The organism is Pseudomonas sp. CM25, assembly GCF_013179705.1.
In the GTDB taxonomy this organism is placed as follows: domain Bacteria; phylum Pseudomonadota; class Gammaproteobacteria; order Pseudomonadales; family Pseudomonadaceae; genus Aquipseudomonas.
Genome location: NZ_JABMCW010000161.1, coordinates 1 through 12,177 on the forward strand (window position 1 = coordinate 1; position 12,177 = coordinate 12,177).

Below are 12,177 nucleotides of genomic sequence, written 5' to 3' on the forward strand. Positions count from 1 at the left end.
CTTCGTGGCCACCGACGGCTGGGCTGAAGTCAGCTCGGTGCAGGTCATCGACCTGGCCAAGCGTTTCGAGGCCGATGGCGTCTCGGCGATCGTCTACACCGACATCGCCAAGGACGGCATGATGCAGGGCTGCAACGTGCCCTTCACCAAGGCCCTGGCCGAAGCCACGCGTATTCCGGTGATCGCCTCGGGTGGCATCCACAACCTGGGTGACATCAAGGCCCTGCTGGACGCCAAGGCTCCCGGCATCGTCGGCGCCATCACTGGCCGTGCCATCTACGAAGGCACCCTGGATGTCGCCGAGGCCCAGGCCTTCTGCGATACCTACCAAGGCTGAGGACTGAACCATGGCACTGGCCAAGCGCATCATCCCTTGCCTGGACGTGGATAACGGCCGGGTGGTCAAGGGCGTCAAGTTCGAGAACATCCGTGATGCCGGCGACCCGGTGGAAATCGCCCGTCGCTACAACGAGCAAGGTGCCGACGAAATCACCTTCCTCGACATCACCGCCAGCGTCGATGGCCGCGACACCACCCTGCATACCGTCGAGCGCATGGCTAGCCAGGTGTTCATCCCGCTGACCGTGGGCGGTGGCGTGCGTACCGTGCAAGACATCCGCAACTTGCTCAACGCCGGTGCCGACAAGGTTTCCATCAATACCGCCGCAGTGTTCAACCCGGAGTTCGTCGGCGAGGCTGCTGACCGGTTCGGTTCGCAGTGCATCGTCGTGGCGATTGATGCCAAGAAGGTGTCCGGACCTGGCGAAGCGCCGCGTTGGGAGATCTTCACCCACGGCGGGCGCAAGCCGACCGGGCTGGATGCCGTCGAGTGGGCGAAGAAGATGGAAGGCCTGGGGGCGGGTGAGATCCTGCTGACCAGCATGGACCAGGATGGCATGAAGAACGGCTTCGACCTGGGCGTTACCCGTGCCATCAGTGATGCGCTGGGTATTCCGGTGATTGCTTCGGGTGGTGTTGGCAACTTGCAGCACCTGGCCGACGGCATTGTGGAAGGGCATGCCAGCGCGGTGCTGGCGGCCAGTATCTTCCACTTTGGCGAGTACACGGTGCCGGAGGCCAAGGCCTATATGGCTGCCCGCGGCATCGTCGTTCGCTGATCGATTGATGGGGGCTGCTTTGCAGCCCATCGCCGGCAAGCCAGCTCCCACAGGTACAGCGCAGGCCCTGTGCCTTGTGCATTACCTGTGGGAGCTGGCTTGCCGGCGATGGGCCGCAAAGCGGCCCCAATAGCTTCAACCGTGATTCTTGCCGAGCAAAGCGTGATAAAGCTCGGTATCCCCAAGAATCCCCACCATCTTGTCATTCTCCTGCAGCACCAGCTTGTTACCAGTCTGGTAGCGAATCTGCAGTGCCTCGCGCATGCCGATATCCGCATGCACCAAGGTTGGCCGACGCCCCAGCCCTTCCACGGACTGCCCCGGCGCCCAGTTCTGCATCTCCAGCCCGTTCTGCCCCTGGCGCGCGCGCTTGATCGAGTTGCCTTCGCCCAGGTCCAGCCACGAATCGCCACCCGGGTCCAGGCACACCGAGCCATTCACCCGCTTGCACTTGTCCAGGCTGCGCATCAGGCTGCGGCCGCACAGCACGTTCAGCGGGTTGGTATGGGCAACGAAGGTACGCACGTATTCGTCGGCAGGGTTGAGCACGATCTCTTCCGGTTTGCTGTACTGGATGATGCGCCCGTCCTTCATGATGGCGATGCGGCTACCCAGCTTCAGTGCCTCGTCAAGGTCGTGGCTGACGAACACGATGGTCTTGCTCAGCTTGGCCTGCAGGCCCAGCAGTTCGTCTTGCAGGCCTTGGCGGATCAGTGGGTCAAGGGCCGAGAACGGTTCGTCCATCAGCAGGATGTCGGCATCCATCGCCAGCGCCCGGGCCAGGCCCACGCGCTGCTGCATGCCACCGGACAGCTCGTCCGGTTTCTTGTTACGCCATTGGGTCAGGCCCACCAACTCCAGTTTTTCGTCGACCAGCTTGCGCCGTTCCTTTTCCGGCCGACCCTGCATTTCCAGGCCAAAGCTGATGTTCTCGCGTACCGTCAGCCAGGGCATCAGGGCGAACTTCTGGAACACCATGGCAATGCGCTTGGTGCGCATCATCTTCAGCTCGGCCGGGGTGCAGTGGGCAATGTCGATGTTCTTGCCTTCATGCTCGACGAACAGCTTGCCGCGGCTGACGGTGTTGAGGCCGTTGATGCAGCGCAGCAGGCTCGACTTGCCCGAGCCGGACAGGCCCATCAGTACGCAGATCTCGCCTTTCTGGATGTCCAGGTTGGCTTTTTCGACGCCGACCACCAGGCCGGTCTGCTTGAGGATCTGCTCGCGGGTCTGGCCCTTGTCGAGCAAGGCCAGGGCCTCGCGCGGCTTGTTGGAGAAGATGACGTCGACGTCTTCGAATCGAATGATGCTCATGCTTCACCCCTTACCGGCAGTTCCGGTTGCTTGCAGATACGGTCGAGCATGATCGCCAGCAGCACGATCGCCAGGCCCGCTTCGAAGCCCAGGGAGATATCGGCGGTGTTCAGTGCGTTGACCACAGGTTTGCCCAGGCCGTCAGCGCCGACCAGCGCGGCGATCACCACCATCGACAGCGACAGCATGATGCACTGGGTAACGCCGGCGGCGATGCTCGGCATCGCATGCGGCAGTTCGATACGGGTCAGCAGCTGGCGCCGCGAGCAGCCAAAGGCCTTGCCGGCATCCATCAGCTCTTGCGGCACGTCGCAGATACCCAGGTAGGTCAGGCGGATAGGTGCGGCGATGGCGAACACCACCGTCGAGATCAGCCCGGGCACCACACCAAGGCCGAAAAGGGTCAGGGTAGGGATCAGGTAGACGAAGGTAGGCACCGTCTGCATCAGGTCGAGCACCGGGCGCATGGCGGTATAGAACATCGGCTTGTGCGCGGCGACGATGCCCAGCGGCACGCCGATGGCCACGCATACCACCGTGGCGAAGGTGACCTGCGCCAGGGTTTCCATGGTTTCCTGCCAGTAGCCCAGGTTGAGGATCAGCAGGAACGACACTGCCACGAAGGCAGTCAGCGCCCACTTGCGCTGGATCAGGTGCGCCAGGGCGGCGAACAGGGCGATGAGGACGAACGGGTTGAACCAGGTCAGGGCGCTGGTCACGCCATGAATCATGAACTCCAGGCCTTGCGCGATGGCGTCGAAATATTCAGCGCCGTTCTGGGTCAGCCATTCGACGAACGACGCGATGTACTGGCCCAGGGGTATTTTCTGATCGATAAGCATGATAGCGAGCTTCCACCTGCGTAGATTGAAATCAACCCGGGGCAGGCACGGTCCTGCCCCGAGGTAGCGCTATTGCGTATTTCGTTATTGCGTCAGCTTGGCCTTGGCCGCCTCAAGGCCGGGTTTGCCGTCCACGGTGGTAACGCCAGCCAGCCAGGTGTCCAGCTTGCCGGGGTTATCCTTGAGCCACTTCTTGGCGGCTGCTTCGGGTTTCATCTTGTCGTCCAGGACATAGCCCATCATGGTGCTTTCATCCTTGAGCTCGAACGACAGGTTCTTCAGCAGCTGGCCAACGTTGCTGCACTCCTGCGCATAGCCCTTGCGGGTGTTGGTCAATACCGTCGCCTTGCCGAAGTCGGGGCCGAAAAAGTCGTCCCCGCCGGTCAGGTACTGCATCTTGAAGCGGGTGTTCATCGGGTGCGGTTCCCAGCCCAGGAATACCATCGCTTCACCGCGCTTTTGCGCGCGGTCGACCTGCGACAGCATGCCGGCCTCGCTGGACTGCACGATCTTGAAACCGGCGTCCTTGAGGCCGAAGGCGTTCTTGTCGATCATGCTCTGGATGGTGCGGTTGCCGTCGTTGCCGGGCTCGATGCCGTAGATCTTGCCGTCCAGTTCCTTCTTGAACTTGGGAATGTCGCTGAAATCCTTCAGGCCCTTGTCGTACAGCGCCTGAGGCACGGCGAGGGTGTACTTGGCGTTTTCCAGGTTGGCGCGCACGGTCTCGACAGTACCGGCATCGCGGTACTGCTTGATGTCGTTCTCCATGGTCGGCATCCAGTTGCCGAGAAACACGTCCAGGTCCTTGCCGGTGGCCAGCGACTTGTAGGTCACCGGTACCGAGATCATGGTGGTGTGGGTCTTGTAACCCAGGGCTTCGAGCACAACGCTGGTGGTCGCGGTGGTGACCGTGATGTCGGTCCAGCCGACATCCGAGAAACGTACCGTTTGACACTGCTCGGGTTCGGCAGCCTGGGCCAGTAACGGCGCAGACAACATCGCAACCAGCAACAGCGAGGGTGAACCTTTCATGGATGGACTCCTGTGATTTTGTCTTCGGGTTCGCGTGGGTCGCCGGGCTTTCTGAGGGTCCGGTCGACCAGGCCTGCAGAGGGCAGGATGCGTGGCCGTGCTTTACGAGTCGCTTTCGATAATCCTCCAGCGCCGGGCAATCGCCTACTGGTGGGGTCGTAACCAGTACGGAACGGGTCGTATCCAGTACGGGCGATGTCGCTTATGAGTTTTTCCACCCCTCCAGCCGCATTTTTGCGTCACCAGGCCACCGGAAAGCGGCGTCATGGTGGCAACTTTCCGGCCTGAAACAGCGAGGCGCTGCTGGACAAAAGTACGTCGGTTGCAGACGGCGAGGGGGGCGGGAAAAGCCCGATGATGCTGGCATTCAAGGCGGCCCGCTGTTTCAGCCTAGCAGCTGCCCCGCCCTGCGCATGGCGCGCAGAGACAAGCCCAGCAAGAGGTGAAGCGACAATGGCCATCAGCGTGTTCGACCTGTTCAAGATCGGTGTCGGGCCTTCCAGCTCCCACACCGTTGGCCCCATGCGTGCCGGCGCCCTGTTCGTCCAGGGCCTGCGCGAACGCGGCGAGCTGGAACGTGTGAAGCGTGTCGAAGTGCGCCTGTACGGCTCGCTGTCGGCCACCGGCATCGGCCACGGCACCGACAACGCCACCATCATGGGCCTGATGGGCGAATGGCCTGATGCCATCGACCCCACCCAGATCGTGCCGCGCATCGCCGACCTGCGTGAAACCAACACCCTGCAGCTGGACAACCGCCTGCCCATCGAATTCGTCTGGGCCCGCGACATGCTGCTGCTGGACGAAAACCTGCCGTACCACCCCAACGCCATGACCTTGGTTGCCGAAGGCGAGCAGGGCGAGTTGCACCGCGACACCTACTACTCGGTGGGTGGCGGCTTTGTGGTCGATGCCGCCCAGGCCGCCAGCGGTGTGCTGGATGCTGATCAGACGGTGCTGCCGTATGACTTCAACAGCGCTGCCGAACTGCTGCGCCTGTGCAAGCAAAACGACCTCAGCGTGTCGCAATTGATGATGGCCAACGAGAAGGTCTGGCGCAGCGAGGAAGAGATCCGCGCCGGCCTGTACAAGCTCTGGGAAGCCATGCAGGAATGCGTCAACAACGGCCTCAAGTACGAAGGCACACTGCCCGGCGGGCTGAATGTGCGCCGACGTGCCGCCAAGCTGCACCGCAGCCTGCAGGAAATCGGCAAGCCCAACGTCATCGGCTCGACCATGAGCGCCATGGAATGGGTCAACCTGTTCGCCCTGGCGGTCAACGAAGAGAACGCCGCTGGCGGGCGCATGGTCACCGCGCCTACCAACGGTGCGGCGGGCATTATCCCCGCAGTACTGCATTACTACATGCGCTTCAGCGATGCGGTGGACGAATCCAACGTGGTCGATTACTTCCTGGCCGCTGCGGCCGTGGGCATCCTGTGCAAGAAAAACGCCTCCATTTCCGGTGCCGAGGTTGGCTGCCAGGGTGAGGTCGGTTCAGCTTGTGCCATGGCTGCTGCCGGCCTGGCCGAAATACTCGGTGCGACTCCCCCGCAAGTGGAGAATGCTGCGGAAATCGCCCTGGAGCACAACCTGGGCCTGACCTGCGACCCGGTGGGCGGGTTGGTACAGGTGCCGTGCATCGAGCGCAACGCCATTGCCGCAGTAAAAGCCATCAATGCGGTACAGATGGCCCTGCGTGGCGACGGGGAGCACTTCATTTCTCTCGACCAGGTGATCCGCACCATGCGCGACACCGGTGCCGACATGCACGACAAGTACAAAGAGACTTCGCGCGGTGGCCTGGCGGTCAGCGCGATCGAATGTTGATCGTGTAGCGGACTTCACTGGCCTCATCGCCGGCAAGCCAGCTCCCACAGGGATTCCATAGCTCTCAGAGGCGGTGGTGGACCTGTGGGAGCTGGCTTGCCGGCAATGGGGCCTGTGCTACCACACAGGTGCATGACAAGAACCAATGCCCTCTTATGGTGCGGCATGACGCCTACCGATCGTCGGGTGTCGTTATCAGTGTGGGCATTGTCGGTGACACTCAAGAGTGTCGTTTCTGGGCAACTTACACTGCCCCTGTCACCAAATTGCTCAGCGGTTACACGCACGGCGCCTAGCACGGCGTTTTGCGATAGTTGGCCAACTCGACCAAAGCACCTGATTTGCCTGATAAAGGCGTCGTTTTCAGGTTTTTTTGGATAGCCGTTCAATTTCAGGCACGGCGTTTGCGTTGAGATTGGCACCCAGCCCTGCACATGAAACGGGGCAATAACAAGAAATCAGTGCCCGCCTGAGGCACACCCTGCATTTGTGTGAGGAGAAATCGCGATGACGTCGTACACCTCCGGGACCCCAACCCAGAACCGCACAGCACCCCAGTCCATCGGGTTTCTTCTATTGGACAATTTCACCCTCATCTCACTGGCCTCGGCGGTCGAGCCATTGCGTATGGCCAACCAGCTTTCTGGCCGGGAGCTGTACCGCTGGCACACGCTGACCGTCGACGGCGGGCAGGTATGGGCCAGTGACGGTCTGCAGATCACCCCCGATGCCGCCATCACCAATGCCCCCCCCATCGACACCGTTATCGTCTGCGGTGGGGTTGGCATCCAGCGTTCGGTCACCCGTGAGCACGTTACCTGGCTGCAGTCTCAGGCCCGTCAGTCGCGCCGCCTTGGTGCGGTGTGTACCGGCAGCTGGGCACTGGCCTGCGCCGGCCTGCTGGATGGCTTCGATTGCAGCGTGCACTGGGAATGCCTGGCGGCGATGCAGGAGGCTTACCCACGGGTGAACATGAGCACCCGCCTGTTCACCCTCGACCGCAACCGCTTCACCAGCTCTGGCGGTACCGCGCCGCTGGACATGATGCTGCACCTGATCAGCCGCGACCATGGCCGCGAGCTGTCGGCGGCGATTTCGGAAATGTTCGTCTACGAGCGCATTCGCAACGAGCAGGACCACCAGCGCGTGCCGCTCAAGCACATGCTCGGCACCAACCAGCCGAAGCTGCAAGAGATTGTCGCGCTGATGGAGGCCAACCTCGAAGAACCGATCGATCTGGACGAACTGGCGGTGTATGTGGCGGTGTCGCGTCGGCAGCTCGAGCGGCTGTTCCAGAAATACCTGCATTGCTCGCCATCGCGTTATTACCTGAAGCTGCGGCTGATCCGCGCACGCCAGCTGCTGAAGCAGACGCCGATGTCGATCATCGAAGTGGCGTCAGTGTGCGGTTTTGTGTCCACGCCGCACTTCTCCAAGTGCTACCGCGAGTACTTCGGCATCCCGCCGCGTGACGAGCGTGTGGGCTCCAACACTGCGCAGCAGGTGGCGATGATGCCGATCCCGCAGGCCATGACCCTGTCGCCGCACAGCGGGCCGTTGGGGGCATTGAGCCAGGCGCGCAACGAGTCGACGTTTGCCAGTGTGAGGCTCTGACACTGCGTCGCTTGCTTCGCGGCTAAAGCCGCTCCCACAGGGACCGTGCAAGCTCAAGCCTGTGCACGGCCTGTGGAAGCAACTGTCTTGCACAGAATTTAAAAAGCGTGCGCGATCTCTGTGGGAGCGGGTTTACCCGCGAAGAGGCCGGACCTGCTGGCCACTATCCTTGGGCATTCACCGTTTCTTCCGAAAGTTTGAGCCTGATCATTCCGGTGTTCGCCGCCCTGCCGGCGTTCTTGGCCAAAACCATGCGCGGGTTATTGGCTTATCCCCAGGTTCGGCACAAGTGTCGGGGCTTGTGTGATCCCTGTGGGGGCTGGCTTGCCGGCGATTGGGCCGGAACAGGACGACTCGGTCAGGCGCGCCTGCTGAACTGCGCCAGGGCCGGCAACAGCTGCTTGTCGATCGCCTGGCGCACCGCCGGCAGAATCGTCGCGCTACCGGTATACATCTGCTCCACCATCCCCTTCAGCGCACGCGCATTGGGCTCGGTCAGCCCACGCACCACCGCTTCGCAGGCCTGCTCGGCACTGGCCCCGGCGGGTATGTCGAACCCGCGCGCGCGCAGGTGGCCTGCCAAGTCGTCCTGGTCAATCAAATCCGCATGCATCATGGCTGTTGTCCCTTTTATCGCTAAGAGAGTGCTGCTGTGATTTACGACCGATTCTGTGACGACCGCGACATACCCGCAACAACAGAATGCCGGCATGGCTGCTTTGGCTAAGAACAGGTCGTTTACGGCTAAATCCACCCTCCGCGAAGTGAGCACACTCAAGCCATCTACCGCAACGGAGGGTTTGGTCACCCTCGTTCATGCACAGTGGATGCTGCTCGCTCTTGGCCCCGGATGCTCACGGCTTTCCGGGGCTATTTTTTATGCGCAGGCTGGACCTGCCTGGCATTTCTGCCAGTTGTGACAGTGCGCTGTCTGCTTTTAAGTGGTCTCGAATTTCCACTGTGGAGTGAGATCGTGAAAGCAATGGCTCTGAGGTGTCTGGGGATAATCTTACCGGCCCTTCTTGTAGCGGCCTGCAGCGTTCCGGCTACTGCGCCCCCGAACTCTCGAGCTCCATCTGCGATGCTTTATGAGCTGCGAGCGGCACAAGGGCGTCAGTCGCTGGAAGCCCTCCTACATGAGCCTGGGACATACCCTTATCTCGCTACCCTGCTAGCCGCCCCGGCCACCCTTGATATCCAGGAAGTGGACGTCAGGCCATCTGCCATTTCAGCTGAAGCCAAGACACTGATCGTGCAGTCGACCAGCGGTAAAGTCAGCCATTATCAACTTAGAAATTCCGATTCGCCGGCCCCAGGGATGATCGGTTGGGTGGGTGACGTCGCAACTGATCGCAGGCAGCGCTTTACATCCCCTTCCGAAATGGATTTTGACCCATTCAACTGGGTTTCCATTGTCCGTGAAGGCGATAAGGTGGTGGGCGATATCCACATTGATGGTCAACTCTATCGCTTGGATTACATCGGCAACCAAAGGCATGTGCTGGTCAAAGTTGATGAAGCTAAGTTATCACCGGAGGCCGAGCCGTTGGCTGCCCTCGACTCAGGAATTAAAGACCCCAGCACAGGCAAGCAGCCGCAATCGGCGTACAGCATAATACGCATGTTGCTGGTGTCTACTAAACAGTCCAGGGCAATAAATCCCAGTTACCGGCTGCCTTTTGCCCAGGCACTGCAAAATGCCAACCTCTACATGCGGAACAGTCGTGTAGCCATCACCTACCAGCTTGCGGGTTTTTATGACGCTGACTACGATGAGACAGGCAGGACTTACAAGCAGCAACTAGATGACATGCGCCTGGCGAAACCTTTTGGACCTGATCTACTCAAGGTACGAGACGCAGTGCGTGCCGACCTGGTTTCCATGTACTCTGCAGGTAGAGAGTACTGCGGTATGGCGTGGCTGAACACATCCAAAGCTCAAGGGCACTCTGTGGTTTCATGTTTTGGTTCTTTGGCTCATGAGCTGGGGCACAATTTAGGCGCCCACCATAATTGGCATGACGGGGACCCAGTCGGCAGGCCACCCTATATGTTTGGATATCGATATATTACGGGAAGTCCTAGGTTCAGCACTCAGATGTCATATGGCTGCAATCCCGCTTGCCCACTGATACCGTATCACTCAAATCCGGATATTGAGTTTGAAACTATACCTGTTGGAACACGAGAGCATCACGATGTGGCGCGCCGCTTCAATGAGCGCAGAGAAGTAGTGGAGGACTTTTATGCGGATGGTAATAACTTCACAGTCTACGAGCATGCAAACTATCAGGGAAACGCCTGCACCTTCACCAGTAAAGGTGGAGTTAGCGCCTACCTTGCAGACATGTGTGGCGAGGGATGGCAGAAAAGAGTGTCGTCCTTGAAAGTTTCCAAAGTCAAACCGGGTGCCAGGGTTCGCATTCTGTCCGATTCAGGCAGCGGGGCAAGGTACATTAGCCTCAGGCTGGACGGTGATCTTGAGCTGCCCACATTGCAGGGACCTGTCGAAATCCCTGGTGCTGAGCTCAACTGGCTTGGCGGCTCGCTCGACGATAAGGTCTATCAGGTGTGGAGCAATGAGTACTGAAACGCACTGCCATATTTTGCCAGCGGGCTCTACACCGCTGGCAAAACTTCGGTTAGCGGCCTAGCCCGATACATCTGCCCACGTACTGCGGGCATGCCGACCCTACGGCGGTCTGGAGTTCCCGTAGGCAAGCGACGCTGTGCTCCGCGAACGGCGTAGACCTCGGCCCTGCCAGGTCAACATGCAGCAACATCTGCTCGCTTGCCGCCAATGCCTCGGCAAAGCCATCGCGGTGCAGGCTGTGATACACGTGCAGGCGCTTGCGGTCGAAGTCGAGGATCTGCGTTTGCACCCACACCTCGGTCCCCAGTTTCACTTCGTGCAGATAATTGATGTGCGCTTCCAGGGTAAACAGTGAATGACCGTTTTGGCCACGGCTCTCCGCATCCAGGCCGATCCGTTCCATCAGTGCGTCGGTGGCGTAGCTGAAGATCAGCAGGTAGAAGGCATCGCGCAGATGGCCGTTGTAGTCCACCCAGTCCGCCTGGACCGGGGTGCGGTAAGTGATCAGTTCGGGCATCGCGTGCTCCTTAATCGCCAAAGGCCATGCCGTGCTCGGCTTTGCTGGTTTTCACCGCCTCCAGCACCGCCAGCAGGGTGTCATCACGATAGCGCTCCAGCGCGGCGATGCTGCGATCCCCCAATTGTTCCGAGGTGCCGTCGACCACGTCGTCGATCAATTGGTCGGTCAGCTCCGGCGCTGGCAGGTAGGTCCACGGCAGCTTCAGGGCTGGGCCGAATTGCGACATGAAGTGGCGCATGCCGGCATCGCCACCGGCCAGGGTGTAGGTGAGAAACGTACCCATGAACGACCAGCGCAGGCCGGCGCCAAAGCGGATCGCGTCGTCGATCTCGCCGGTAGTCGCCACGCCGTCATTGACCAGATGCAAGGCCTCGCGCCACAGCGCTTCGAGCAGGCGGTCGGCAATAAAGCCGGGCACTTCCTTGCGCACATGCAACGGGCGCATGCCCAGTGCGGTGTAGATGGTTTTTGCAGCCTCGATTGCCGCTGGCGAGGTTTGATTGCCGCCAACGATTTCCACCAGTGGTAGCAGGTAAACCGGGTTGAACGGGTGGCCGACCACACAACGCTCTGGGTGAATGGCGGATTCGTAGAACTCGCTGGGCAGAAGGCCAGAGGTGCTGCTGCCGATGATCGCGTCGGGCTTGGCGGCGGCGCTGATTTTTGCGTGCAGGTCGAGCTTCAGGTCCAGCCGCTCTGGTGCACTTTCCTGAATGAAGTCGGCGTCGCGTACGCATTCTTCGATGGTGGCAACGAACTTCAGGCGATCTTGGGCTGCACCTGGGGCGAGGCCTTGTTTCTCCAGGGCCGGCCACGCGTTGGCGATACGTTTGCGCAGCGCTTGCTCGGCGCCGGGGGCAGGGTCCCAGGCGACTACGTCCAGGCCGTGGGCCAGGGCGCGGGCAACCCAGCCGCTGCCGATTACGCCGCTACCCAGGGCAGCGAAGGTCTTGATCTCGGTGATGAAGGGCATATCAGGGCTCCAGAAGGGCATCAGCGGCGGTTGAGGTTCATCTTTTCCCGGCCCTCAGCCGGGGTGAGCACGCGGCCACCCAGGCGGGCGATGATTTCGCTCGCGCGCTCGACCAGCTGGCCGTTGCTGGCCAGCACGCCCTTGTCCAGGTACAGGTTGTCTTCAAGGCCCACCCGCACGTTACCGCCGAGCAACACCGCCTGCGCGGCCATCGGCATCTGCATGCGGCCGATGCCGAAGCCGGCCCAGGTGACGTTGGCCGGCAGGTTGTCGACCATGGCTTTCATGGTGGTGGTGTCGGCCGGCGCGCCCCACGGGATGCCCAGGCACAGTTGGAACAG

12 protein-coding genes are annotated in these 12,177 nt (G+C 60.9%); 5 read left to right on the forward strand and 7 right to left on the reverse strand.

Annotation, left to right across the window (positions count from 1 at the left end; translation table 11 throughout):
* Both HP546_RS17235 and hisF read left to right on the forward strand, forming a co-directional pair.
* Window positions 1–337, forward strand: a 337-nt coding sequence (locus HP546_RS17235) for a HisA/HisF-related TIM barrel protein (RefSeq protein ID WP_172227696.1), incomplete at its 5' end; no start/stop codon positions are given.
* A gap of 10 nt (window positions 338–347) precedes the next feature.
* Window positions 348–1,118, forward strand: coding sequence for an imidazole glycerol phosphate synthase subunit HisF (gene hisF / locus HP546_RS17240; protein ID WP_172227698.1), 771 nt, complete (start codon window positions 348–350; stop codon window positions 1,116–1,118).
* Window positions 1,119–1,253: 135 nt separating this feature from the next.
* On the opposite strand, the gene choV is transcribed toward hisF, so the two are convergent.
* The 3 genes from choV to HP546_RS17255 form a co-directional block, all read right to left on the reverse strand.
* Window positions 1,254–2,432: a choline ABC transporter ATP-binding protein gene (choV, locus tag HP546_RS17245; RefSeq protein ID WP_172227700.1), complete on the reverse strand. Its 1,179-nt coding sequence runs from the start codon at window positions 2,430–2,432 to the stop codon at window positions 1,254–1,256.
* Entirely contained in the window at window positions 2,429–3,277 is an 849-nt protein-coding gene (gene choW / locus HP546_RS17250) for a choline ABC transporter permease subunit (RefSeq protein WP_172227716.1), read from the reverse strand. Before choW ends, choV begins: the two co-directional genes overlap by 4 nt.
* A gap of 81 nt (window positions 3,278–3,358) precedes the next feature.
* Window positions 3,359–4,306, reverse strand: a complete 948-nt coding sequence (locus HP546_RS17255; RefSeq protein ID WP_172227702.1) for a choline ABC transporter substrate-binding protein — start codon at window positions 4,304–4,306, stop codon at window positions 3,359–3,361.
* Between the two features lie 453 nt (window positions 4,307–4,759).
* On the opposite strand from HP546_RS17255, the gene HP546_RS17260 reads away from it, so the two are divergent.
* The gene (locus HP546_RS17260; protein WP_172227704.1) at window positions 4,760–6,136 is read left to right on the forward strand and encodes an L-serine ammonia-lyase; all 1,377 of its coding nucleotides are present in this window, start codon (window positions 4,760–4,762) and stop codon (window positions 6,134–6,136) included.
* A gap of 507 nt (window positions 6,137–6,643) precedes the next feature.
* Complete coding sequence (locus HP546_RS17265) at window positions 6,644–7,750, forward strand: GlxA family transcriptional regulator (protein WP_172227706.1); 1,107 nt, start codon at window positions 6,644–6,646, stop codon at window positions 7,748–7,750.
* Window positions 7,751–8,108: 358 nt separating this feature from the next.
* Here HP546_RS17265 and HP546_RS17270 read toward each other — a convergent pair whose 3' ends face one another.
* Window positions 8,109–8,366: a hypothetical protein gene (locus tag HP546_RS17270; protein WP_159412923.1), complete on the reverse strand. Its 258-nt coding sequence runs from the start codon at window positions 8,364–8,366 to the stop codon at window positions 8,109–8,111.
* A 465-nt stretch (window positions 8,367–8,831) separates the two neighbouring features.
* Here HP546_RS17270 and HP546_RS17275 point away from each other — a divergent pair, with 465 nt between their 5' ends.
* On the forward strand, window positions 8,832–10,340 hold the full coding sequence (locus tag HP546_RS17275) for a reprolysin-like metallopeptidase (protein WP_172227708.1): 1,509 nt from the start codon (window positions 8,832–8,834) through the stop codon (window positions 10,338–10,340).
* A 52-nt stretch (window positions 10,341–10,392) separates the two neighbouring features.
* Here HP546_RS17275 and HP546_RS17280 read toward each other — a convergent pair whose 3' ends face one another.
* The 3 genes from HP546_RS17280 to HP546_RS17290 form a co-directional block, all read right to left on the reverse strand.
* Window positions 10,393–10,860: a thioesterase family protein gene (locus tag HP546_RS17280; protein ID WP_172227710.1), complete on the reverse strand. Its 468-nt coding sequence runs from the start codon at window positions 10,858–10,860 to the stop codon at window positions 10,393–10,395.
* 10 nt (window positions 10,861–10,870) lie between these two features.
* On the reverse strand, window positions 10,871–11,836 hold the full coding sequence (locus HP546_RS17285; RefSeq protein WP_172227712.1) for an L-carnitine dehydrogenase: 966 nt from the start codon (window positions 11,834–11,836) through the stop codon (window positions 10,871–10,873).
* A gap of 20 nt (window positions 11,837–11,856) precedes the next feature.
* Window positions 11,857–12,177, reverse strand: a 321-nt coding sequence (locus HP546_RS17290) for a 3-keto-5-aminohexanoate cleavage protein (RefSeq protein WP_172227714.1), incomplete at its 5' end; no start/stop codon positions are given.